This window comes from Nostoc mirabile CHAB5784 (genome assembly GCF_020829645.1).
Taxonomy (GTDB): Bacteria; Cyanobacteriota; Cyanobacteriia; order Cyanobacteriales; family Nostocaceae; genus Nostoc; species Nostoc mirabile.
The window spans coordinates 41260-66739 of sequence record NZ_JAIVFS010000003.1; the positions used below are offsets into that span (position 1 = coordinate 41260).

Genomic DNA, 25480 nt, shown 5'->3' on the forward strand with positions numbered 1-25480 from the left:
ACTTTACCCAAACATTCCATTTTGACATTCCCCCGATAAAAAATCAGGGAATTCTTGGTTCTTTGAGGCTGCTTACCAAGGTAAGACGTATCCTACCAAAGTAGAGGCATCAACTTTTGCGCCAGTTGCTTTAAGTCGATACCGACACACTAGCTTCCAAGCTTGAATTCCGACCTGTCACGCCGTACTCCTGCCAATAAGTTTTTTGTGTTTATTTAGTTTCGTAGGCTACTCAATCATCAGATTGGTTTACGTAGTATTCTTACTCTGAAATACTTTTTACGTTGCCTACTTATCTTTCAAACAGTTATATTAACACAATTTCCGGCATAATTAATTATGTCTATACCTTGCTACCGCCGAAATTCTTTAATTACAGAGGATTTTTAAGATATTTGAGTTAGCATAACTTTGGGTGTTTGGAGAATGGCAACGTCAATGAGCAATAAAGCGGTTAATAGAGGTAAGAACAAACAAGCCAGTTCCACCTCCAGGATTTTAACAGTACCAGTTTTGGCTATAGCTGGATGCTTGGCAACGATCTTACCAAATACAGCGATCGCTGCTTCCTACAACAATGATTATAGTGTCTGTGCAGGTCGCCTTTTGAGCGTGGGTGTAACGGCAGAAGCGGCATCACTTGGTTGTGCAGCAGCACTGCGTCCAAGGGATTTGGCTGCTTGCGTGGTTAAAATTGAGAAGGAAACCCAAATTGCCGCGACAGATGCGCTTTCTTCTTGTGGGAGAGCCCGGCGTCCTGAGGAGTTAGCTACCTGTGTAGTTGGCGTCAGCTTAAGTACCAAGGAAGAAGCTAATCCGGCAGTTCTAGATTACTGTGGACGTAGTTTGTTACCCGTGCGCTTTGGTCAGTGTGTCGTTGGCTTGCGTAGTCAAATCGACTTTCCCGCTACACAGGCTTTAGATACTTGTATCAGTGCTGATGATAGTGTTATCGGTGCTTCATCTTCGTCTACACCGCCAACTATAATACCTGCGGGTTCAAGTCCAACTTTAGAGACTACCCCATTTCCAACGCAACCGAGTGTTCCAACGCAACCGATTGTTCCAACGCAACCAGTTATTCCAACTCAACCGATTGTTCCAACGCAACCCGGCACAACGAATTAATTACAATCCTTTGTAATTGGCTGAGAATACAGGTTAATTAGGAGGCAGGACTTACGCAAAATACCTTTCAAACTCTTATTTCTCCGTGTTCTCTGTGTCTCTGTGGTTCGATTTTCCGTTACCTGTGCGTAAGTCCTAGGAGGGTGGGCATTTAAATGTCCACCCTCCTAATATGTCAAGTTTAAATTGATGGGTAAGCTGTTCCACATTTAAATTGCATAAACTAGGCAAGCAGGATACCATTGCTGTCAACTTAAACTCAAACGCTTATCCACAAGGGTTTTACCCCATACCTCAATCCCCTCCCCGTTCACCTACGGTGTATACACAAGTCGTAAAATCCTTGCTTGGCTTGCTCATAATGCAATACAGTTCAGTTAAGCAATTTTTCCTTCTCTCTTCTCTCTTCTCTCTGTGTCGCGCCAGTTGCTTCAAGTCTCTTAACCGCAAGAGCGCACTGGCTTCTCTGCGCCTAATAAGGTTCGTTAAAAAAAAGAGTCCTAGCCTTAACCCAAGCGTATTGGCTCATAATGGCTCTATTTCCCCCAATTTATCGGGGGACTAAGGGGGATCTTAAGGCCTATGCAACTTAACCGAACCGTATTGGGGTGTTAAGGACTTTTGCAAGAGGTCTCTTGACTAAATGTTTTGCACGAAATCAAATATTTATCCCACAACAGCCGGACTTGCTACCTTCTCTTGTCTTTGGGAAGGCGGACGCATTCCCAAACCAAGTAAATTCAGCATTTCTTGATCGCTATCATAATCTGGACAGGGAGTAGTCACTGTCAACATTTTGTTGTCGTCACTGGAAAAGATAGAATTGGCTCCTGCCATAAAGCAGAAAGCTTGTTCAACTTGAGAAAGTCTAGCCCTACCGGCACTAAGACGCACATCAGAAGCTGGCATTAAAATTCTGGCTGTGCCAATCATCCGCACAATATCCCAAATGGGGACATCAGGCTGATTTTCTAAAGGTGTGCCCGGTACTTGTGAAAGAATATTAATTGGCACAGACTCTGGATGCGGATGTAAGTTTGCCAGAGTTTGTAACATCCCAACCCGGTCCTCGACAGTTTCGCCCAAACCAAGGATACCGCCGGAACAGACAGTAACATTTGTCTGACGGACATTCTCAATTGTGTTCAAGCGATCGCTATAAGTTCTCGTGGTAATAATTGTGCTGTAATATTCCTGCGAGGTATCTAAGTTATGGTTGTAAGCGTAAAGTCCCGCTTCTTCCAATTTCCTGGCCTGATTTGCTGTCAACATACCCAGAGTGCAGCACACTTCTAAACCCATTGCGGTTACATCCTTGACCATTTCCAGGACTTCCTCAAATTGTGAGTTATCCCGCACTTCGCGCCAAGCAGCACCCATGCAAATGCGACTAACACCAGTTTCTTTCGCTTTCTGGGCGATGTTAACTACCGTTTCCTTTTCTAGGAGTGCTTGCGCCTTTACCTCTGTTTTATAGCGGAAAGATTGGGCACAGTAGCTGCAATCTTCTGGGCAACCTCCCGTTTTAATAGATATAAGCTTACAAACTTGTATTTTTGTTGGGTCATGATATTGGCGATGCACGCTAGCAGCTTGATAAATAAGCTCTAGCAATGGCGTGTTGTATATCGCCCGAATCTCTAATTCCTGCCAATCGTAGCGTATTCCCACCACATCACTATCCTTCTTGTAGACTGGGTTAAATCTTGAGCTGTCTTTTGGTTGAATCTCCTGCGGTACAGCGTTTGGGCAAAGCGATTTTATCGAAGTTATGCCGCGCACTATGCTTTGTCACCCATTGGCTCTCAATCCTTTGGCTCTAGATATTAGACATCAGCTTATCAAGATTTTGGTTGAATGGCAGATTACCAGCCAAAATACTCAGCCTATCTGTTGCAAGTAAAGCGAAAGTATGACGTTTTCGGCAAAGAACCCATACCTACATTACTGATTATCTAAATTGGAACAATAATACAACTCATCTCGCTGCTGCTAAACCACGGTATGAGAGAATTTACAAAATCTAGAGAATGTTTTGGGAATAGATCCCGCCGATTAAGTAATTTATGATATCAGAACTGCCACTAATTACAAGCGATCGCCTGTTCTTACGAGCGGCTATCCATGAAGATATACCCCAAATTCTCAAATACTTCATTCATAACAAAACCTATCTCACTCCATTTTATCCTCTTTGGGCTGATGGGTTTTTCACCCAAGAGTATTGGCAGTACCAGATAGAGAACAATTTTCTGGAATTTATTAATGGTCAATCGTTAAAGTTATTTATTTTTACCAAAAAAAATCCTACCGTAATTATTGGAACTGTAAATTTTAGTAATTTTGTCCGAGGAGCCGCTCATTTTTGCTATGTGGGATATAGCCTTGCTGAAAGTAAACAAGGTAAAGGATATATGACAGAAGGGCTAAAAGCCGCCATTCAATATCTCTTTCAAGAGTTAAATTTTCACCGAGTCATGGCTAATTATATGCCTCACAATCGGCGCAGTGGCAATGTACTCAAAAGACTCGGTTTTGTCATTGAAGGATATGCTAGAGATTATTTATTAATTAATGGGCAATGGGAAGATCATATTATGACAAGTCTCATCAATCCTAATTGGCAAGCACCTAAATTTTAAAAACGGCTGAGTATAATTTTTAATATATATTTTACTTACTTGCTATAACTATTGGTGAATGTAGTAATTCGTATCAAAGATAATGCTGGGGGAATGCCTGAAGAAGTTAAAGCATGTGTCTTTGACCACCTTTTTACTAGTAAAGAAGTTGGTAAAGGTACTTGGTATCAGCGAAAATACCGCCGTCTCGTTGTAATAGGGGAACGTCAAAAAGTTTACTTTGACGCATTCCTTGACCTTGCTACAATCCACATCTGGATTAACAAAATATTATTAGTGGGATAGGTTCATGATCCCAGTCATAGTGCGACCCGTTTTCATTTTTGGGTTACGGAGAAAACATTGGCTGTAGCGCAGTTAGTGAACTTTTGTAAATATTGCGTGTCGTCTGCGAAAAACTTATGAGATGGAACTGAAAACTCAACAGACACTACGCTGTCAGATTCAGATATTGACATACTCCCTGCCCTGAAAGTGCAGGGATTCTAGGCTCAAATGGCGATTGCAGTCTCCGACCGTCTTACCTCGCCTAACCCAACCATTGATGCCCCAACGGTTTGAATATTCTTAGCTGCGTTTTCGTCACGTCCATTCACAGATTGGCAACCAGGGCAGCGCCACTCTCTAACTGATAAGTCTAGATTTTTTAAAGCGTAACTACAGCAAGAGCAGGTTTTACTGGAGGGATACCACTGATCAATATAGACCACTTGTTTACCTTTTTTTCTGGACACCCACTCCAAAATATTTAGGAAGTTAGAAAGCGCTAAATCACTAACCTTTCTACCCCAAAGACGCTTCATGCCCTTGAGGTTTAGCGTTTCAAAGCATAACACATCAAATCTATTAGTTAAATCGTGCGCTAACTTCCAAAACCAATCAGTTCTGCGATTAGCTATGTCTTCATGGGTACGGGCTAGATTCTTCCTTGCTCGTTCTCTATTGGACGAACCTTTTAGCTTCTTAGAGTGATTCGAGCAAGCTCTCTTAATTGCATTAAGTGATTGTTTGAAAAATTGGGGTGATTCGATTTTAGAACCATCTGAGCAGGTTAAAAATACTTTAAGTCCAAAATCAAATCCCGCTATCTTACTAGTCGTAAATTTGATTTGTGGATCAATTGCATCATCAACAACCACAACCATAAACAATTCACCCAATGGCGTGCGTTTAATAGTTAGTGTTTTAACTTTCCCCTCAATTTCTCTAGATTTCCAAAATTGATAAACACGATTACCAATCTTGACTCGACTACCCCCTAAAAATTTGTATCCTGCAAGCTTTAGAGTAAATGACTTATATTTCTTTACTTTCTTGAACCCTGGTGGTCTAACTCCTTTTTTATTGTGTTTAAAAAATAGTTGGTAGGCTTTCTCAATCCGTTGACAAATATCTTGTACCGCTTGAGAACCAACTGATTGCCAAAACTCTTTGCGTTTTCGCAATTTGGCAATATGAGATTGTAGTTTTGCACAATTCAAGTGTTTTCCCCACATTCGATAATATCTTTTGTGGAGAGCAATACAATAGTTATAAATTACCCCAGCAGCATTGATTGATCGCTTGAGGTATTTATTACGCTTGTGTTGGTACAACTTGAACTTTAATGTTTTCATGCTACTATAATATCACAAATTGACGGCGATATGACGGCATGAAAAAGCTAACTGTGCGATGTTCTGATGAAGAATATAAGATACTTGTAGAATACTGTACCCAAACAGACCGCACTCAAAATGATGTATTCAGAGAAATGATTCGGAAGTTAAATAAAAGCCGTGCTAGAAGCACGGGGCTTTAGACCCAAATTTCTGGTAATTTTTATGGACTTTTGTAAACAATTGGCTGGTTCTGCATAAAACTTGTATGCCGAATGTAAATTACGTAGGTACTTGCTTGACGATCATTAATTGAGGTTTACTCGATCTGGTATCGCGTAACCGTTGTGAGAGCAATTACTACTTGTTTCGGTCTTATTTGATAACAAAAATCATGGGAATTATATCTATACTAAGCTTAGTAGCTTTTATTACTGGCTTATTAATTTACTTCCTACTGACCTCAAGAGGTCGAATTTTGCTCAAATCATTGGTGACAAAAACAAACTACCAATGGTGGAGACTTAGGTTTGGTAAGCTTAACCGACTAGGATCAAGATTTTCCAAGACTATAACAATTGCTGCGATTATTATCGTAGCAGTAATCGCTGGAAATAGTGTATCCGCCCAGGTTACGGGGTCGGCTCCAGTTTCGCTCAAGAGCGTATCGGTTCCAGAACCTGACAATCTTGGAGACTTTGTAAAAAACAAAGCAGCTGCAATCAAGTTAGGAAAGACTCTTTTTTGGGATATACAAGTTGGGAGCGACGGAGTAACATCCTGTGCTACTTGCCACTTCCATGCTGGAGCCGACAATAGATCCATAAATCAGATTGCTCCTGGGCTTTTGCGGATTAACGCTGATCGTACAGAGAATCCAGATATAATTTTTAATATAGGCGGCAGGCCAAACTACCAGCTAACAAAAGAAGATTTTCCCTTTCACAAGCTGTCAAATCCAAATGATTCTACGACTGTGGTATCTGACAGTAACGATGTTAGCTCCTCTCAAGGAGTCGCCAATACAAAATTTGTTGGTGTTATACCTGGTAGCTCAACAGACCTAGAAACAAGTGAGCCAGATCCAGTCTTTAAAGTGGGAGGTATCAATGTGCGCCGCGTCCAGCCGCGTAATACGCCAACCGTAATTAATGCAGCATTCAACTTCCGCAACTTCTGGGATGGAAGGGCACAGGATATCTTTAATGGGGTGAATCCTTTCGGTTTAAGAGACCCTAACGCCTCTGTAGTGAAAGCAGAAAACCCAAATCAGCTTAAATTTGTCAAAGTCAGCCTGAATAATTCGTCTTTGGCTTCCCAGGCGGTCGGTCCGCCCCTCAGTTCCTTCGAGTCGTCTGCTGATGGCCGTACTTTTCAAGAAATTGGTAATAAGTTTGGGCAAATTGACCTCAGCAAATTTATATTTGTCAACAACTCGCTGGGTTCGCTGGAAAATATTTTGTCAATCGGGGGTACAAAGCTCCCCAGAGTCCTGGGGCAAAAGTTATCTGGACTGACACCACTAGGCAAACAGGTTGTGCATCCACAAGACAGCGTTCTAGGTGCAGACAGTAGTTATCCTCAGCCCGGACTCAAGGATAAAACCTACGAGGATCTGATTAAAGATGCCTTTAAGCCAGAGTGGTGGAACTCTAATCAACTCATCCAAGTTGATGCTGAAGGTAAACGGACTTTTGTTAATAAACCAGATAACTCTTCCCAAACCGATGAGTACAGGCTGTTGGATTATAACTTCTCGCTATTCTTTGGGCTTGCAGTTCAGTTGTACGAGTCTACACTCATTGCCAACGATACACCCTACGATCGCTTCTTAGAAGGAAATATCACTGCCCTCACCGTGCAGCAGCAACGAGGCAAACAACTATTCGAGGGCAAAGCTGCCTGCATCTTCTGTCATAGTGGGTTGGAACTCACCAGCGCCTCGGTTAGCAACGTCAAGAACCAAAGACTTAGAGCCACCACCACCACTCCCAGAACCGTCTCCGACAGAGGTTTCTTCAATATCGGTGTTAGACCCACCCTAGAAGACATCAGTGTTGGTGGTCAAGACCCATTTGGTAATCCGCTTTCAGAGTCGGGGGTAGCTGCTTTGGGTAAATTCCCACTACTTCTCGGTTCAAGCCCCAATGTTACAGTTAGCCCCAATGACACAGTAGTTGCAGACGGACAGTTTAAGACTCCTGGACTACGCAACATAGAACTGACAGCTCCTTACTTCCACAATGGTGGCTATTTGACTTTGCCGCAAGTAGTGGACTTCTATAATCGTGGTGGAGATTTCCGCCAGGAAGGGGTTCTCCGCCCATTGGGATTAAGCGAAACTGAAAAAGATGACTTGGTGGCTTTCCTGAAAGGACTCACTGATGAGCGAGTTCTCTATGAGAAAGCGCCCTTTGACCACCCGCAACTGTTCGTTCCCAATGGACATCTAGGTAACTCTATGTATGTTGTCAATGATGGTACTGGCAAAGCTGCCGATAACCTACTAGAAATTCCTGCTGTAGGTAAGAATGGTGGTAAAGGTACTCCAAATTTCCTGAACTAACTAGCAATTTGAGTTAGTCGCTCAGGTGTCAGAGCAGGGGGAGATAAGCGAAAAAAATTACTTCTTTGTCCCCCTGATCATTGCATACTTACAAACTGACGCTAATTTACTATCAGAAATTGAAGCAGCTTTAACTCCTGTCCGTGGGTTTAAGTCCCCCGGTTCAATAAAAATTTTGTTTTGTGTTGGGGTTAAATCCCCATTACAAAACTTAATTACGAATTACGAATTACGAATTACGAATTATTTAATTGCTTGGTTTATACCTCTGCAATAGTCAGCTTCAAGTTTGGGAAAATCAGTTTTATTTAATTAAGGTTAAGTTTCAGAAGACTGGCGGATTTGCTCCAAACTTCGGTTAAGCCAGTCTTCATACCAATCATAAAAACTTAAAGGCTGCTCCTCATTGCTATTTGGATAAGAATCATCAGGGTTGATGTCATGGAAAGCATGACAAAAACTCAAAGAAGCAGGATATATCCCATTATCATTAGTACGGTCATCTATCCAGATTTTTCCTGACTGCTCCCCAGTAATGACTAACATCGCATAAATTCCACAACCATAATTTGTAATGGTGAGAGTACCCTGGATAAATTTATCGTCGAAGTAGTCATCATTGTTGGTAACAAAATCTGTATTATTCTTGACAATTAAATCCAAATCATTCCATGCTTCTCTCAAGGTAAATGGTTTAGAAAGAATTTCATAGTTCTCAGGGTATACTTTTTCTGGGATGACATCTTCAGATTCAATTGCCGATAGTCCAGATAAGCCGTATCCTGGCCCTGCACCACCATTACCAATTTCTAAGAGAAAGTTTCGATATTCACTTGGTAGCGTAATATTGTATCTAGATTCAAACACTTGAATATCCTTGTCACTCAAGCAAGGTTTGAATTGATATTGGTGTGATTCTGAGCCAAAAACCTCAAATGTAGCGTCTAAAATAGCTAATTGAGTTAAGTTTTTCTTTAATTGCAAAACTTTATCCATTATGCGCTCTAGATTTTGATGGGGGCGCTGCCATATTTTAGATATGGGTCGCTTTTTGCGTCTATGCTGATGCCAAAGCCAGAGGTAGTATTAAGGGAAGAATGAATTAAGCTTTGCTCGTAATGACTCTGGCTGAAACTCCAAACTACAAAAATTCTAGCAATCCTTTTCTCTCCCTCAACTACGAAAGCGCCTTGGAATCTCTAGGCGACGACTACTACGACGAGGTTGCAGCAGAGGAATTTCCTCAACACCTCCTGCGTTGGCGTAACGATGCACTACTACCCCGCTTGGGTTTAGACCCCCAAGTAGTCAAAGACGAAGATTTTATCACAGCTTTTGGCAAATTTCAGGGGCGTAAACCCTTGTTGGCACTACGTTACCACGGCTATCAATTTGGTGAATATAACAGACAATTAGGTGATGGTAGAGGCTTCCTCTACGGGCAAGTACGCGCCACTGATGGCGAATTGTACGATTTTGGCACAAAAGGTTCTGGAAGAACACCTTACTCCCGTGGTGGCGATGGTATGCTCACGCTCAAAGGTGGGGTGCGGGAAGTTCTGGCTGCGGAAGCACTACACCACTTGGGTGTACGTACCTCGCGCTGTCTGAGCATGATTGAAACAGGTTTACCCCTCTGGCGGGGCGATGAACCTTCGCCTACCCGCTCATGTGTGATGATTAGAATGACCAGTTCTCATATTCGGTTTGGCACTTTTGAGCGACTGCATTATTTCCAGCGTCCAGATTTAACTAAGAAGTTATTAGACCACGTAATTGAGCAGTATTATCGACACTTAAATGCTGAACAAAATAAATATGTCTTGTTTTACGCCGAATTAGTGAAACGAGTTGCAGAACTAGTAGCGCAGTGGATGGCGGCTGGCTTTTGTCATGCAGTCCTAAATACTGACAATATGTCGATTACGGGAGAGAGTTTTGACTATGGGCCTTACGCGTTTATCCCGACTTATAACCCATCCTTTATAGCTGCATATTTTGACTATTATGGACGCTATTGTTACGGTAATCAACCAAGTATTTGTCAGTTGAATTTACAAATGCTCCAGGAACCTTTAAAGGCAATTATCGATAAAGATGAAATGGAAGCTGGATTAGCAATGTTTGATGAGTATTATCAAGCTGAATACAGTTCTTTGATGTTGAAAAAGTTGGGTTTTGAGGATTTACTACATCCAGAAGCTGGGGAACTGTTGAATCTAACGATTGAATTTTTGAAAGATAGCCAAGTTGGTTATCACCAATTCTTTTATGAGATGGCTCGGACTTTTTCATCGAAATGGCGAGATGATCCAGGTTTTGTGCTAGATAATTCAGATATTGTGCCAGTACCGGGTGCGTCAGGAGTTTTTGATGATTGGTGCATACTGTATCATAAAATTTTGAATGATTTTGATAGCGATGTCTACGACGGGCTACGCCTACGCACCGATGTAATTGCCCAAACTCTAGCTGTGCATAATCCTAAAACGGCATTATTAAGACCTGTGATTGAATCTATTTGGGAACCAATTGCTCAGGAAGATAATTGGCAACCTTTTTATGAGTTAATTAAGGCAATTCAGTCTAAAGGGTAGTCAAAGTTAAATAGTCGTGTTTACAGACATCCCGCCCGGAACTGAAGTTCCAGGCTGATAGCTTAAGTCCACTAAGCGTGGACTAGAATCATTACTCAGTCCGCTTTAGAGGACTTTCGCTATTAGCCTTGGAATTCTATTCTGAGGCGGGATAGCAACGAAGCGGGAATTGTCAGATGTGGGTAATAAGCTAATGAGCTAGGACTTACGCAAAAACCCTCTCAAACTCTCATTCCTCCGTGACCTCTGCGCCGCGCCAGTTGCTTCAAGTCGGGGAACCCGCCCAACGCACTGGCTTCTCTGTGGTTCGTTTTCCGTTACCTGTGCGTAAGTCCTATGAGCATTATATTTAATCTGGCTAACTAAACTGCTGGGCATAAAACCGCGCATAGCGACGCTCTAGGGCTAATAATTCTTCATGGGTTCCCGATTCGACAATTTGTCCCTGTTCGAGAACTAAAATACGATCGCACCTCCTAACTGTCGATAAACGGTGAGCAATAATAAATACTGTCCGTTTCTCCATCAATCTTTCTAGCGCTTCCTGTACCAGCGCTTCTGACTCAGAATCTAAGGCTGATGTCGCTTCATCGAGAATCAAGATTTGGGGATTGAGCAGAACAGCACGAGCGATGGCAATTCTTTGTCTTTGTCCACCTGATAAGTTTACCCCACGTTCACCCACCCAAGTCTGATAACCTTCTGGTAGTTGGCTAATAAACTGATGGGCATTAGCAATTTTAGCCGCCTCTTTAACTGTTTCCATATCAAAAACATCTTGTCCAAAGGCGATATTTTGGGCAATTGTCCCCGAAAACATGATGGTTTCTTGAGGAACAATCCCAATTTGTCGCCGTAGACTATGCAGCTTGACATCTCGAATATCAACACCGTCAATCAATATTTGACCAACTTCCGGGTCGTAAAAACGGGGGAGAAGATTCACAAATGTGGTTTTACCAGCACCAGAAGCACCCACAAGAGCGATCGCTTCGCCTGGCGATACCAATAAACTGATATCTTTTAATACAGGTTCGCCTGGTTTATAGGCGAAGGAAATATGACGATATTCTACTTTGCCTTTGACTGGAGGTAGAGCGATCGCATTGATCTTTTCGATCACCGTCGGCTGAATTGCCATCAATTCAAAAACGCGGTCAACAGATGCTTCACCCTGCTTAAATTCGTTGTAGTTGTTAGTAGTGTGGCCAATGGGATCAATTAACAGCGCCGCCGCCGCCAAATAACTGAAAAAATTCGCCACTGTTAAATTACCTTGAGAAATTTGCCACGCTCCCACAATCAGTAACGATAACGCACTTAAGGCTTCCAGAAATCCGACGATGGGAATCTGAATCGCTTTCAGGCGTTCAGCTGAGTATTTGGCTTTGAGACTGCGTTCTGCTTCATGGCCAAAGCGGGCGATTTCGTAATTTTCGGCAGCAAAAGCCTGTACTAAACGAATACCGTTGAAAACTTCCGCGAGGATGGCTGATAAACCCGACACGCGATTTTGACTTTTTAAGGAATATTTGCGTAACCGTTCACCAAACCAGCCGACTAAAATACCCATCAGTGGTGCAACAATCACCGTTGCTAATGTCAGTTGCCAATTCAGGTAAATCATGTAAATCGGAATTGCTAGCAACTGCAAAATGCAGGGGATAAAGTCGTGAAATACTTTATTTACCACTTCGCCAACGCGGTCAACATCTTCGGTGAGGCGGTAAGATAAATCACCTGCTTTTGCCGTTTCAAAATAGCTGAGATTTAGCTTTTGAAGATGTGCGTAAACTTGCTGACGGAGATGAAAAGCAACTCTCAAAGCAGCTTTTGCCATGTACATATCTTGTATGGATTGAAACAATCCTCTAAGAAGAAATACTAAGGCACAACTACCAGTTATTTGAGCGATCGCTACTACATTACCTTGGGCAAAGGGAGTTGCCAATTTACCGGCAAGATTGATCAACACTAATGTCGCCAGCACGTATCCCAAGATACCAATAAGTCCCTTAGTGAGGGTTTGCCACTGGAGTCGGATATAAGGCAGCAATTGCCAGTAATTAGAACGGGTTTTCAAGCTCGAAAGTCCACAACGATATTTTCCTTTGTTTGAGGCTAGCAGTTTTTGGTGAGTTTCTGAACAGTTAACTAATTAGTTACAAACTGTTTTAGCGTTCTTCTATGATTGAAATGGAAGAACAACCGTAAGTCAATGCCCAGACATTTGGCTGACCATTTAGCTTCAGGTCGCCATATTCCTGGAATTTTCACCATCGATGTAAACCAAAGCATTAGACAAACTGTTGAAAAATTAATCATCATTATGGAAGCTTCGTTTGAGGATGAATACCAGGATCGAATTGAATATCTACCCCTGAGCCAATAGCGCATTCTCCACTCCCTCACCCATCACCCTTCCACCCCTCACTTATCCTAAAAAATTAGCCCCCTCCTTGCTTGCAAGGAGAGGGCTGAACTTATCTGAGAAATAATTCGTAATTTTCGGCTTAAATTACGAATTACGAACTACGAATTACGAATTAGTTAATATCCGCCTTCTTCTTCGTATTCTGGCTGTCTTTCCTTGACTTTCTTGGGAATATTCACGGGCTTCGGCGCATCTTCCCAAGCATCGCCATCTACGTCGTCATAATCATCGTATTCATCAACATAAGGCTTGTTATAGGGCTGGGCTTCATACTTTAGCGGTTGCGGTTGTTGATACCTGTCGCTGCCCGTTGCCTCGCTCCAGTTATCTTCTTCCTCATCTTCTTCGTATTGAATAGATTCATATTGCCGCGCCTTCATTACCTGACGCTGTGGCCTTTCTTCTTCCACATAGTCCTCTGTCCATTCTTCTTCTTGCGCTACGGGTTCGGGGGCGCGAACTTTTTGCCTGGGTGGCTGCAATGGCACTCCACTAGGCAGTTGTTTATCTGGTGTAACTTGGCGCGGTGGAGTATAGCCGTATTCTTCTTCTATATCTCGCTCCCACGGTGCCTTGCCGATACCCAGGCGCTCTAGTAAACCAACTGTCAACTGGTTTACTCGTTCTTCGGCTCCCTCAAACACAATCAACCGATTGGGGCCAGTGCTGACAATTTCATCCACTGAGAACTCGTAAGTACTCAGAAATTGATCGGGAATTTGGGGCAATCCTAAAGAAGCAATGACTATGGAGTTAAGCTTCCCGGTTTCGCCGTTGAACTTGAAGCCCCGAACTTTGCCTAATACTTCACCTGTTTCTGTAATTACTTCCCAGTTAATCAGATTACTGAGAGATTCAACTTCGATATCTTCAATTACATCTTCGTTATCAACCAGGATGACATCACCAATCTGGCTGATGTTGTTGAGGTACATATAGCGCGGTATGCCCGAAATAGAGATCAGGCTGTCTCGCAAACCAAGAGCCACAACCTCTCGTTGATCAATATCAACCCAGACTTGACTGATGATGCCTAGCCGCTTGCCGTTGTCGCGGGTAATCACCTGGGTATTTAATATGTCGGAACGCCTAATTATCTGTTCGGAGGTCATTCTATACCGAGTCCTGATCTCGAATCCGGTTTATCTATACACTATTATTAACAAAAACTCAAGCAGATGTATTGGATGATTGTAACTTAATCCCCAAAACTTGAGTGTAAGCTCCTCGTGCTTGAGTAACGCCAATTGTGCGTTCGGCTGATTCTATCATCGGACGACGCAAACTAACAACTATAAATTGTGCTTGTTGTGACTGTTGTTTAATCATTCTAGCTAATCGTTCTACGTTTGCCCCATCTAGGAACATATCTACTTCGTCAAAGGCGTAAAATGGCGATGGGCGGTAGCGTTGCAGGGCAAAGATAAAGCTCAAGGCTGTAAGTGATTTTTCTCCCCCAGACATGGAAGCTAGGCGCTGTACGGGTTTACCTTTGGGATGTGCGACTAAATTCAGTCCGCTACTAAAGGGATCTTCAGGATTTTCGAGTTGTAAATAGCCGTCGCCGTCTGAAAGAATGGCAAAAATCGATTGAAAGTTTTCGTTAACAGCATCGAAAGCTTCTTTAAAAGCAAGTTGCCGCAATGTTGTAAAGTTTTCAATCCGCAAAAGTAATTCGGTGCGTTCCCCTTCTAGTGTCTCTAATTTTTGCGTCAGTTCTTGGAGACGGTTTTGGGTGCGTTCGTATTCTTCTAACGCCAGCATATTAACAGGTTCCATTGCCTGTAAGCGTTTGGTAAGCGATCGCAATTCTTTCTGCAATTCCTCCAAATCTACCTTATCTGGAACTTCCGGCAAAGGATTTGGTAATTCTGCTCCCATATCCCGCAACTGGCTTTGTAATGCAATTAGTTCTTCGCGCCGTTTCTCTTGGGTTTCTTGGAGTTTTTGGATTTCCCATTGCAATTGTTGTTGGCGCAAAAGATGCGATCGCACTTCTTGTTCTGTAGCGTCGCGTTTTTGTTTCTCTTCTCCTAAATTTTGTTCTATTTGATTTAACGATAAACGGGTTTGGGTGATTTGGTCGTCTATCGTTGTGGTTTGTGTGGAGACGCGATGAATCGCGTCTCTACAAGAGGTTTGTTGGGTTTCGTATTCGGTGATTCGCGTTTCTGCTTCTTGGATTTTTTCTTGTAAACGTTGTTGCTGATTTTCTAAATTTTTTAATCTTTGTTCAGCCTCGCGTAATGCCGTTTCTCGTTGTTGCAATTGTTGCTCTTGAATTTTAATTTTCGCTTGGATTTGTTGCCATTCGCTGGGGGTTTGGGATGCTTCCAACTCTGCTAAAGCGTGTCGCAATTGTTGCAATTGAGTTTCTTGTCCCGGTAATTCCCGATCCAATATTTCTAATCGGGATTGAGCAGTAGCTAACTTTTCGCTGTTTTGGGCGAGTTGCGATCGCGTCCCCTCTAATTGCACTGTTAAATTCTTAATATCTTTCTGCAACTGCTCCAATTGCAACTGCTGTTCACGCCGCGCCTGACGCGCTTCTGTGAGTTCTTGGGTAAGTTTTTTGGTTCTGGCTGACAAAGTAGCGATCGCTTCAGTACAACGCTCTAAAACCCGCTCAATATCCACCAAGCGACTTTTTAAAGCGATCGCTTCATCAGATTCCGCCGCTTCTGCATTGCCAAACCGCAAGGCTGAACGCTGGCTGTTACTACCACCAGTCATTGCACCGCTAGTTTCTAAGAGTTCCCCGTCTAAGGTAACGATGCGATACAATCCTAAATTTTTCCGCGCCGCCTCCAGGTTGGCAAATACCACTGTGTTTCCGAAAACATAGCTAAATACATCTTTGTAACGGCGATCGCAATCCACTAAGTTCACAGCATAGTTAACGAAGCCGCTAGCAAAACGCAGCGTTGCATCTTGAGTAAATTTGGGAGCGTGAATTTTATTTAGTGGTAAAAAAGTCGCTCTCCCTGCCCGTTTCTGTTTGAGCAGTTCAATCCCGGCTGCGGCGATGCTGTCATCTTCTACCACAATATGTCCCAAGCGTCCACCGGCAGCCATTTCTAAAGCTAGCTGATGGCGCGGTTCCACCTTTCCTAACTGCACAACTAAGCCGCAAAGTCCAGGCATTCCCGATTGTAAAATGACTTTACTAGCTTGGGTTCCTTGGACTTCTTGCTGTGCTTGCGCTTGCGCCTCTATTTTATCCAACTGGCGTTGTTTTTCTCGTTGTTCAGAAAGTAACCGTTTTTGAGTTTCCTGTTGGATTTGCAGTTCTTGTTCTGTGGCTGAGAGATTTTGAGCTAAATTTTGGATGGGTTCGCTAGAGGCGTTAAATTCCGTTTCAACTTGATTACACTTAGTCTGTTTTTGGGCTAATAGGGGTTCATCGCGTTCAATTAGCTGGGTTTGCTCTTGGATTAACTGCTGTAACTGATTATTGCGTTCCCTGAGTTGTGCTTGTTCTGTGCGTTGCGGTTCCAGAGTATGCAGCAGAGTTTCAATTTGACGGTTGAATGCCGTTTGTTGCTGCACCCACGCTTCCGAAGCCGAGGCGATTTCTGCGGCTGCTTCGCGGGAAGTTTGTAGCGCTTGCTGGGCCTCATTTCTTTGTTGCTGTAGAGACGCGATGAATCGCGTCTCTACAATCTGTGTTTCGGCAATTTCTTCTAAGGAATGACGGTGTTTTTGAATTTCTTGCTGAGTTTGAGTCAGACGTTTGGCAGTTTCTTGAGAAGCTGTTTCTAATTCCGTTAGCTGACGCTGGAGTTGTTTTCGTTCAGCTTCTTGGGTGGCGAGGGTAGATTGTACCGCCAAAAGTTCATCTTCTCCCAATGCTTTCACATGGGCATTGAGTTGTTCAAGTTCAGCCGTTTTTTGGACGATTTGGGAATTTAGGTTTGTGAGTTGGGTAGTGAGTTCATTAAAATTGCGATCGCCTGTTTGAATTTCGTGAACTAACTTTTCTTGTTGTGCTTGTAGCGATCGCCATGATAAAACAGCTTCCCAAGATTGTTTAGCTAGAAATTCCGTGCGGAGTTTTTGATATTTCTCAGCTTTAGCACGATCTTGGTCAAGGCGATCGCGCTGTGCAGTTAATTCCGTCTCAATAATCCGACAGCTATCTTCCTTTTCCTTCACCTCATCTAAAGTTGATTTGGCTTGGATAATTTTGCGATCGAACGCCGCCACCCCAGCCAATTCATCAATAATTTCCCGCCGTTCCCGCGCATTCATCGAGATAATGCTAGTGACATCCCCTTGCAGCACTACGTTGTAGCCTTCGGGATAAACCCGCAGGTTACTTAGTTGTTCATGCAACTCCGTCAGCGTGCAAGGTACACCATTGATATAGTAATTCGACGTGTAACTTCCTTGGTGAGTGACTCGCAGCCTTCTAGTGACACTCCATTCAGTTGGGGAGTGGGGAGTGGGGAGTGGGGAGTGGGAATTCTCCTGATCTTCTTCCTCTGCTTCCTCACTTTGCACCTTTGCGGCTTTGGGTAAGACATCCTCCCCCGACAAATCAAACGTTACGGTGACGCTAGCTTCAATTGAAGCGCGTCCTTTAGAGGTTTGGGTGTTATTTACCAAATCCGGGAGGCGATCGGCTCGCATTCCCTTAGAACTGGAGAGTCCGAGGCAAAATAGCAGTGCATCTAGAATATTAGATTTACCCGAACCATTTGGCCCAGATATGACAGTACACCCCGGTAGCAAAGGGACTGAGGTAGTGCCACCGAAGGATTTGAAGTTCGTAAGTTCCACGCGCTTGATGTGCACCATAGGCGCTGGTTCACTGGGCTAATGAAGAACAAGTGTATCAACTAATTAAAAATTGGCAAGAGGGTAGGGGGAAAATTAGGGATTATCGAACCACAGAGGCGCAAAGAACGCAGAGAGGGGAAGGAGAATTGTGGTTCAGAGAAAACACAATACTGATAGAGTTAGCACAAGCACGAGATTTTATTGCGGGCGCTCAAAAGCAACTATATCAAATCATTCCAGTTTTAGTTGAGATAACTAACTGCCAAGATAAGCAACTAATGTAACAAGTTGTTGTTGGCAAAGCGATCGCTATTAATTTATTACTATTTATTGCAAGAATATTTTACAAGTATGTAAGATGATTTTATAGGTAAATCTAATAAAGTAAATTATGCAATTAGAAGATTACTTCGACTTTCAGCGACCTGATGATATTCGACTCAAAGGTACAAGAGTAGGAATTGAAACTATCCTTTACGAGTACATCCACCGCGCTCGAACTCCAGAAGAAATTTCCAACATTTATACATCACTAACACTAGAACAAGTTTACGCGACTATTCTTTATTACTTGCACAACAAAGAAGCTGTAAGCAACTATATAGCTGATTGGTTGGAATGGAGTCATAGAATGCAGGAAGAACAGCGACGCAATCCCCCACCAATTGTAATCAAATTAAAAAAACTGATAGTTGAAAAAGAAACGATGAAAAAAGCACAAAAAAATGATTCTCAAATATCTGCTGGATGAAAATGTTACCCCTCTTTATCAGGTTCAACTCAAACGAGGAAAGAGTAAATAAATGACAATTACTTTAGATGCAAGAAATCTTAGGCTCAAAGATGTTAAAAGCCTTCTTAAATTGACAGAACAGTTAAATGACTCATTTACATCATTACTATCGCTAGCAAATCTCACAGAATTTGAGCACCAGGAATTACAGGTAATCCGTAACACATACCATGAATACTACTCAGAAGGTAAAATCTCCGAAGGACAAATAAAATTTCTCTTTCTCGCACCATTAATGAAGTTAGCTGGTTTCTATCAGCCCAGTATTAAAATTATATTAGAAGAAAATATTACTGACATCTCCGTTGAAGATGAAGATACGAAGATCAAAGGACGGATGGATATTTTAGCTGTTAGTAAGACTCAAGAAAGAATAGTAACTACACCTTTTTGGATACTAGTGATTGAATCTAAAAATAGTAGTTTTAATGCTTTGGAAGGATTGCCGCAATTGCTCACCTATGCGTATACAAGTCTAGAAAATCAAACATCAGTTTGGGGCGTAACTACTAATGGTATGGATTACCAGTTTGTCTATATGCAGCAAGGGAATACTCCCATTTACCAATTATTGCCAAAACTAGATATAACTCGCTCTACATCTTCAATCGAGTTGCTGCAAGTCCTCAAATCAATCTGCCAGTTGTAGTTCAATTTTTTTCTCTTTTCTTAAAATCTACAGTGAGGAGTTTTCTTTTGCCAATTCCCATACGTGTCAACTTAACGTAAAAGCTATGTCCCGCAAAGAACTAAAGTTTTTTGCTAATAGCAAAAGTCATCTCTTGATGACTAAATATCCCCAAGAATCTTTAGTCTACTTCAGTAGACTAAAGCTTGTAGCCTGGAACTAAAGTTCCAGGCGGGTGAAGAAGCCAACAGTTAAGCTATTTCTAAGCTTTTGTTGACACTAATGGCCAATTCCTCACCCTTATTTAAGCAAAATAAACAGGATTTACGTCTGCGTAAGCCCTGTTTATCTTTGATGACGATGTATGATTTAGCTAGTCCACGGTTAACTGAGAGCTTCAGTTATTCTTTTATGGCATTTTCACAGCTTCAACTTTTGCTTCCACTTTCACCGTCTTCACACCTTGAACTTCTCTAGCCAAGGTTTCAGCTTTCTTGAGTTCTTCAGCAGAAGTTGCTGTGCCTTTGAGGATAATTTCACCCTCTTTGTTTTCAACTTGTAATTTATTGCCTGGTAAGCCTTTATTCAACTTTTCGCTAACTTCAGTTTTCAAGTTGCTCTTAGCTTTTGTTGCTGCCGTTTTTTCCGAATCGGTTTTAACTTTAGTATCTGTACTAGCTGCTAAAGGAGTCGTTTGTGTTCCTGGAATTTTGACAGTAGTTTTATCCGCAGTTTGATTTATCTGAGAAGCTGGTGTTGCTGGTGCTTGAGCGGCTTCATTAATAATGCTAGGAGTTTCCGAACCAGTTTTAGCAGCCTCTTGACAGCCAAAAGTACCAACTACCAAAATGCCACTAACTAGCAATAGAATTAGCTTTTTCATTATCTTCTCCGAATTGAATACTGGAAGCGATTAATTGAGGTGTGTGTCAAAATAATTCGTAATTGATAATTCGTAATTCGTAGTTGCACTTCTAGAGGGCTTGTACCCTCCACTATCTTGTTGACCACTAAACTTTTAACTTAGTGTTGGCTGTGTACCCTTTTAATTACGAATTACGAATTACGAATTAGTAATTATTTGTTCGTGGTGAGGAGCAGATGTTAAAAAGCAATTAAATGTGAAGTAGCAAAAGTGCCCAAGCAAGTACTCAGGTTACTAGAAATTGAAACTTAGACGATTTCTTGAGGCTAAGATTTTGCAGCCATTTCTGAGAAGCGCCAATTCAATTTTCCTGACGGTTGCTAACCAGGATGCCTCTGCATACAGTCTGTAGCTCTCTATGAATTTAATGTAGATGCCCAGTAGCTCTTTCAATGGTAGACTGTGCAGCCTTACAGTAGTGACTCGATGTTATCAGATTTAAGTCAGTTTGGCGATGTCTAAGCCTATGCAACTCAAAACTTCAGCATTTTTGCAATCCTGTGGCAGCAAAATTACCAACAAAATGTTACTTTAGAAAACTATGGCTTACTTACAATGCCCCAAATATCAGGAAATATTAGCCAATGCCGTACCTTACTTCCGCCCGCGAAATTAGTACCATTGTCGCTGAATATACTAACGCTAAAACGCTGTGGATAGATACAGAAGTAGCTGACTATAAAAGTCGTAATCCCCGACTATCGCTGATTCAGGTATTAGATAATCCCAAAGATATGAGTGGCGATCGCGTCTATCTTTTAGATGTTCTAGATCAGCCTAATATTATAGCTGAATTTATTGAAGAAATTATGATAAATTCTACTATTGAAAAAATTTTTCACAACGCTAGTTATGATCTAAAATTTCTCGGTAACAAGAAAGCCAAAAATATTACTTGTACTTTGGAAATGGCAAAAAAAATTCCCTACTATCTTTTACCATTACCTAATTACCAACTCAAAACCATAGCTACATCACTTTGTAGCTTTAACAATATCGATAAACAAGAACAAACAAGCGATTGGGGAAAACGCCCTCTGACTGAAGAACAGATAGAGTATGCTTACTTAGATTGTATTTATCTGGCTCAAATCCACTCAAATTTATTAGATTTACAAGCCCAAGCCAGCCCCGATCCCGCAACGGAAGACTTAATATCACTAAGTAGCAGATATTCGCAACTTGAGCAACAATACAAGTTGTTGAATTCAGAATTTGAGCATTTGCAAGAACGCATGAAAAAAGCCATGCAAGCTCAGGATATATCTGAAACTGCCTATTATAAGCTGACTAGTTATGAGCGTACTACAGTCAAAGCTACTTTTACAGAATTGGCAAGGCTAGCACAAAGTGAAGGTATTAATTTAGATTTTCCAATCACACTAACTCAGAAACTCCAAAAAGATTTAGGGCAAAATCTAGAACAACTCTCTGTCGATATTGAAAAAACAACCTCTTGGCGGCTAAATTCCAAAACTCAAGAAAGTGATATTGAGGATGATTAAATTGTTTAGTTGGCTACAAATGCCAGAATTTCTAGAGTTATTATTTAGAATAAATCTTAATATTTAATTTTTAAAAAAAAGTATTCTAAAAAACACTAGCAACAGTAGGTTACTGCTCATAGATCCATTGTCAAAAATTACAAATATGACAATAGCAAAGAGCTAAATTGACAAGTTTTATACTTTATATTTTCTGATTTTTCCTTAATATAACTATTAAATAAATCTATTGAATATCAGGGGAATTAATTAATTGACTTGAAATGTCTATCAAAAGTTAGAATAACTATTGAGTTAAAGAATTAAAATCTAGATTTTGGTACTAATTGCGCTCAGGTATTATGGCAGTTTATATTAAATTATGAGACGGCGTTTATTTCAACAAAAGCGAACAAGGGTAAATCAAGTATTTACCATAGCTATTTTTACTACATTGACAGCAATTAGCAGTGTTTCTTGTAGTAAGAATGACAATGTTTTGGTAACAGAAATAGGAGTCAGTCAACCTAGCCGTGGTTCAGCTACAGCTTCCATTGGTGGGGAATTCTATCTTCAGGGAAAGAATCAGCATTTAAACGGCGATTTACAAGCTGCGATCGCTTCATATAGTAAGGCAATTGAGCAAAATTCTCAATATGGCGCTGCCTACAACGGCCGGGGATTAGCCTACTTTGATTTGGGAGACAAGGAAAAAGCGATCACAGACTACAATCAAGCACTTGGGATCAACCCTAACGACGCTGAAGCCTACAATAACCTGGGGAATGCCCGCGCCTCACTAGGAAATAACAGAGAAGCAGTTAAAGATTACAGTGAAGCGATTCGCCTTAATCCCAACTATGCCGAAGCCTACAATAACCGAGGAAATGCCCGCGCCACCTTGGGAGAAAGAAGAGGCGCGTTAGATGATTTTGACCGAGCGATTCTCCTCAACCCCAAATATGCGATCGCTTATAATAACCGAGGAAATGCCCGTGCTGCCAATGGAGAGCCACAAGGTGCGATCGAAGATTACAATCAAGCCATTCGCCTCGACCCTAACTTTGCCTCTGCCTACAATAACCGAGGAAATGCCCGCGCCACCAATGGAGACAAGCAGGGAGCATTGAAGGACTTACAACAAGCAGCAAGCATTTTTCAAAGTCAGGGTAACAACGACTTATATGAACAAGTGATGAAAAATATTAAAGAACTTGGGCAGTAGGGAGTGGGAGAGACGCGATTAATCGCGTCTGTACTGGGATGAGGGAGCAGGGGGAGCAGGGGGAGCAGGGGAGGCACGGGAAGAAATAAGCAATGAATGCCCTATTCCCTATTCCCTATTCTTCAATAATCGGGCTGCGGAGGTCTTCTACCAGCGCTTGAATTTCTGCTGGAGGAGGTGGCGTTAGGCGCGAAACCACTAGGGTAACAGCGAAGTTGATTAGCATACCCAAAGTACCAATTCCTTCGGGAGAAACACCAAAAAACCAGGGTTGCATACCCCCAAACTTGACACCGATAATGTAGATTATCGTAAAAATTAAACCCGTCAACATGCCGGCGATCGCACCTTCAGAATTGGTGCGCTTGTCGAAAATCCCCAAGAAAATTACCGGAAAGAAACTAGCAGCAGCTAAACCAAAGGCAAAAGCCACCACCTGACTAACAAATCCCGGCGGATTCACCCCAAAATATCCGGCGAGGACGAGGGAAAAGCCTACCATGATCCGCCCGACAAACACCCGTTTTTGTTCTGAGGCTGATGAATCTATGATCCGGTAGTAGATATCGTGGGCGATGGAACTGGAAATTACCAGCAATAAACCTGATGCTGTAGACAAAGCAGCTGCCAAACCGCCAGCCGCTACCAAGCCAATCACCCACGGAGGGAGGTTAGCTACCTCTGGGGTGGAAAGCACGATGATATCTGGGTCGATCTTTATTTCATTAGTGTCTTTATTTGGAGTTAACTGGAGACGCCCATCCTTATTTATGTCATCAAAACCCAAAAGTTTAGTTTTTTCCCACTTGGTCGCCCAGTCTAGCTGCTGCACTTCTGCAACTGTACGATTGTGCAGGGAATCAATCAGGTTGTAGCGGGCAAACATGGAGAGGGCTGGAGCAGTTGTATAAAGAATGGCAATAAATAGTAGTGCCCAACCAGCAGAAAAGCGAGCTGCACGCACACTCGGTACTGTGTAAAAGCGGACAATAATATGGGGTAAGCCAGCCGTGCCTACCATCAAAGCAATGGTGGTGAACAGCACATCTAGCATCGACTTGTTTACAAATGGCTCAGTGTACTGCTTAAACCCCAGGTCAACTTGGATTTTATTGAGTTTGTCAGCAATATCACTGAAGGGAAATGCTAGCTGAGGAACAGGATTACCAGTGAGAAACCAGGCGATCGCGATCGCTGGAATCAGGTAAGCAAAAATCAACACACAGTACTGTGCTACTTGTGTCCAGGTAATGCCTTTCATTCCCCCCAACACAGAGAAAAAGCCGACGATCACCATACCGATGATTACGCCTGTATTGATATCTACTTGTAAGAAGCGGCTAAAAACAATGCCCACGCCCCGCATTTGTCCAGCAACGTAGGTGAGGGAGATAAAAATGGCTGCAACTACTGCCACCAGACGAGCGATATTAGAGTAGTAGCGATCGCCTACGAAATCTGGCACCGTATACTTACCAAATTTCCGTAGGTAAGGAGCCAGCAATAATGCCAGCAGTACATAGCCACCCGTCCAGCCCATTAAATAAATAGAACCGTCGTAGCCTAAAAAAGAAATTAGCCCCGCCATTGAAATAAACGAAGCTGCGGACATCCAATCGGCGGCGGTAGCCGCACCATTAGCAATTGAAGGTATCCCTTGACCTGCTATAAAGAAGTCTTTACTATTTTCGACTCGTGATTGCCAACCAATATAAATGTAGGCGAGGAAGGAAAGTCCAACTAATACAATAGTCCAAATTTCAACTGACACGGTTTTTCCTCACTTCTTAATATTGTATTTTTGGTCTAGTTTGTCCATTTGAAAGGCATAAATGAAAATTAAGGCCACAAATACCAGGATTGATCCTTGTTGCGCCATCCAAAAGCCAAAGGGTACGCCAAAAAACCGTATCGCATTCAAAGGTTGAACCAACAAAATACTAAAAACTAGGGAAACCAATGCCCAGACAATTAAAAGATTACGAATTAAAGCAGTATTAGCACGCCAATAAGAACGGCGCTGATCCTCATCCATCGTTGTTCATCATTGCGTTAGTGCATCAAAATAATACCAATAAGCCGTTGATATCCTGCCTAATGACTGTATTAATTTTTAAATTATTTAGTAAATAATATTTACTTATTGAGTACTAAATATAACTGAGTAATATTTATTTGAAAAAGTTGGTTGTAAACAAATGTTGGTTTATGAAGCTGAAATATCTCATAAATCATTAGTAATACAATAAATTTATATACAAAGCCTTTAATATAGATTACGTATTATTTTGTAGAAAATTTACACCATAAAATGCTATAAATTGAAATTTTGCAGCTATACAAGCAATTGAAGCTCCTAAAAGTAAATAAAATTAATTTTTAAAATATACGAATAATTACTATAGACTTTTACTGAGTAAATTTAATAACATTTGTATAGCGAGCTTGTTATTACAGACATGGGGCATTACCAACATATAGTAAATTATTATACAACTACTGTCTTACCCAGCTTTCCGATGTATTGCAATGGGTATAGATGATAAATTTTATCATCATGGTGAGAAAAAGCTGATTTCAACCAACTGATTCGCTTCATTCTCAACAACCAGCATCTCCATAGATTTTTTAACTAGTTTTAGAAGCCGCGCAAAAATAACTTATCTAATTTATTTGTG

General features: G+C 41.8%; 21 protein-coding genes. 12 read left to right on the forward strand and 9 right to left on the reverse strand.

Annotated elements, in window-relative coordinates; genetic code table 11:
* Window positions 1-438 precede the first annotated feature (438 nt).
* Complete coding sequence (locus tag LC653_RS03520; RefSeq protein WP_229492621.1) at window positions 439-1128, forward strand: hypothetical protein; 690 nt, start codon at window positions 439-441, stop codon at window positions 1126-1128.
* 666 nt (window positions 1129-1794) lie between these two features.
* Here the strand turns inward: LC653_RS03520 and bioB are convergent.
* Entirely contained in the window at window positions 1795-2802 is a 1008-nt protein-coding gene (bioB, locus tag LC653_RS03525) for a biotin synthase BioB (RefSeq protein WP_229492817.1), read from the reverse strand.
* Window positions 2803-3194: 392 nt separating this feature from the next.
* Between bioB and LC653_RS03530 the strand changes: the two genes are divergently transcribed.
* Both LC653_RS03530 and LC653_RS03535 read left to right on the forward strand, forming a co-directional pair.
* Window positions 3195-3770: a GNAT family N-acetyltransferase gene (locus LC653_RS03530; RefSeq protein WP_229492622.1), complete on the forward strand. Its 576-nt coding sequence runs from the start codon at window positions 3195-3197 to the stop codon at window positions 3768-3770.
* Window positions 3771-3821: 51 nt separating this feature from the next.
* On the forward strand, window positions 3822-4055 hold the full coding sequence (locus LC653_RS03535) for a hypothetical protein (RefSeq protein WP_229492623.1): 234 nt from the start codon (window positions 3822-3824) through the stop codon (window positions 4053-4055).
* Window positions 4056-4261: 206 nt separating this feature from the next.
* Here the strand turns inward: LC653_RS03535 and LC653_RS03540 are convergent, their stop codons facing one another.
* Complete coding sequence (locus LC653_RS03540; RefSeq protein WP_229492624.1) at window positions 4262-5386, reverse strand: RNA-guided endonuclease InsQ/TnpB family protein; 1125 nt, start codon at window positions 5384-5386, stop codon at window positions 4262-4264.
* A gap of 38 nt (window positions 5387-5424) precedes the next feature.
* Here LC653_RS03540 and LC653_RS03545 point away from each other — a divergent pair, with 38 nt between their 5' ends.
* The gene (locus LC653_RS03545; RefSeq protein ID WP_229492625.1) at window positions 5425-5571 is read left to right on the forward strand and encodes a ribbon-helix-helix protein, CopG family; all 147 of its coding nucleotides are present in this window, start codon (window positions 5425-5427) and stop codon (window positions 5569-5571) included.
* Between the two features lie 191 nt (window positions 5572-5762).
* Window positions 5763-7934, forward strand: a complete 2172-nt coding sequence (locus LC653_RS03550; RefSeq protein ID WP_229492626.1) for a cytochrome-c peroxidase — start codon at window positions 5763-5765, stop codon at window positions 7932-7934.
* A gap of 318 nt (window positions 7935-8252) precedes the next feature.
* On the opposite strand, the gene LC653_RS03555 is transcribed toward LC653_RS03550, so the two are convergent.
* Window positions 8253-8930 carry an SMI1/KNR4 family protein gene (locus LC653_RS03555; protein ID WP_229492627.1) on the reverse strand — a complete coding sequence of 226 codons (678 nt, stop codon included), beginning with the start codon at window positions 8928-8930 and terminating at the stop codon, window positions 8253-8255.
* Window positions 8931-9052: 122 nt separating this feature from the next.
* Here LC653_RS03555 and LC653_RS03560 point away from each other — a divergent pair, with 122 nt between their 5' ends.
* Window positions 9053-10531, forward strand: a complete 1479-nt coding sequence (locus tag LC653_RS03560; RefSeq protein ID WP_229492628.1) for a protein adenylyltransferase SelO — start codon at window positions 9053-9055, stop codon at window positions 10529-10531.
* 358 nt (window positions 10532-10889) lie between these two features.
* On the opposite strand, the gene LC653_RS03565 is transcribed toward LC653_RS03560, so the two are convergent.
* Window positions 10890-12614 (reverse strand): ABC transporter ATP-binding protein, encoded by a 1725-nt coding sequence (locus LC653_RS03565; protein ID WP_229492629.1) that lies wholly within the window; start codon window positions 12612-12614, stop codon window positions 10890-10892.
* A gap of 135 nt (window positions 12615-12749) precedes the next feature.
* On the opposite strand from LC653_RS03565, the gene LC653_RS03570 reads away from it, so the two are divergent.
* The gene (locus LC653_RS03570) at window positions 12750-12923 is read left to right on the forward strand and encodes a hypothetical protein (protein WP_229492630.1); all 174 of its coding nucleotides are present in this window, start codon (window positions 12750-12752) and stop codon (window positions 12921-12923) included.
* A 158-nt stretch (window positions 12924-13081) separates the two neighbouring features.
* Here LC653_RS03570 and LC653_RS03575 read toward each other — a convergent pair whose 3' ends face one another.
* Window positions 13082-14077 (reverse strand): PRC-barrel domain-containing protein, encoded by a 996-nt coding sequence (locus LC653_RS03575; protein WP_229492631.1) that lies wholly within the window; start codon window positions 14075-14077, stop codon window positions 13082-13084.
* A 58-nt stretch (window positions 14078-14135) separates the two neighbouring features.
* Window positions 14136-17765: a chromosome segregation protein SMC gene (gene smc / locus LC653_RS03580; RefSeq protein ID WP_229492632.1), complete on the reverse strand. Its 3630-nt coding sequence runs from the start codon at window positions 17763-17765 to the stop codon at window positions 14136-14138.
* A gap of 32 nt (window positions 17766-17797) precedes the next feature.
* Here smc and LC653_RS03585 point away from each other — a divergent pair, with 32 nt between their 5' ends.
* The 3 genes from LC653_RS03585 (at window position 17798) to LC653_RS03595 (ending at window position 19189) form a co-directional block, all read left to right on the forward strand.
* Window positions 17798-18031, forward strand: coding sequence for a hypothetical protein (locus LC653_RS03585; RefSeq protein WP_229492633.1), 234 nt, complete (start codon window positions 17798-17800; stop codon window positions 18029-18031).
* 107 nt (window positions 18032-18138) lie between these two features.
* Complete coding sequence (locus LC653_RS03590) at window positions 18139-18498, forward strand: DUF433 domain-containing protein (protein ID WP_229492634.1); 360 nt, start codon at window positions 18139-18141, stop codon at window positions 18496-18498.
* Window positions 18499-18550: 52 nt separating this feature from the next.
* Window positions 18551-19189: a restriction endonuclease subunit R gene (locus tag LC653_RS03595; protein WP_229492635.1), complete on the forward strand. Its 639-nt coding sequence runs from the start codon at window positions 18551-18553 to the stop codon at window positions 19187-19189.
* A 388-nt stretch (window positions 19190-19577) separates the two neighbouring features.
* On the opposite strand, the gene LC653_RS03600 is transcribed toward LC653_RS03595, so the two are convergent.
* Window positions 19578-20051, reverse strand: a complete 474-nt coding sequence (locus LC653_RS03600) for a BON domain-containing protein (RefSeq protein WP_229492636.1) — start codon at window positions 20049-20051, stop codon at window positions 19578-19580.
* A 626-nt stretch (window positions 20052-20677) separates the two neighbouring features.
* Here LC653_RS03600 and LC653_RS03605 point away from each other — a divergent pair.
* Both LC653_RS03605 and LC653_RS03610 read left to right on the forward strand, forming a co-directional pair.
* Window positions 20678-21598 carry a ribonuclease D gene (locus LC653_RS03605; protein ID WP_229492637.1) on the forward strand — a complete coding sequence of 307 codons (921 nt, stop codon included), beginning with the start codon at window positions 20678-20680 and terminating at the stop codon, window positions 21596-21598.
* Window positions 21599-21959: 361 nt separating this feature from the next.
* Complete coding sequence (locus tag LC653_RS03610) at window positions 21960-22802, forward strand: tetratricopeptide repeat protein (RefSeq protein ID WP_229492638.1); 843 nt, start codon at window positions 21960-21962, stop codon at window positions 22800-22802.
* 115 nt (window positions 22803-22917) lie between these two features.
* On the opposite strand, the gene LC653_RS03615 is transcribed toward LC653_RS03610, so the two are convergent.
* Both LC653_RS03615 and LC653_RS03620 read right to left on the reverse strand, forming a co-directional pair.
* Window positions 22918-24573 carry a sodium:solute symporter family protein gene (locus tag LC653_RS03615; protein ID WP_229488308.1) on the reverse strand — a complete coding sequence of 552 codons (1656 nt, stop codon included), beginning with the start codon at window positions 24571-24573 and terminating at the stop codon, window positions 22918-22920.
* 9 nt (window positions 24574-24582) lie between these two features.
* On the reverse strand, window positions 24583-24837 hold the full coding sequence (locus tag LC653_RS03620) for a DUF4212 domain-containing protein (protein ID WP_100899281.1): 255 nt from the start codon (window positions 24835-24837) through the stop codon (window positions 24583-24585).
* Between the last annotated feature and the right edge of the window lie 643 nt (window positions 24838-25480).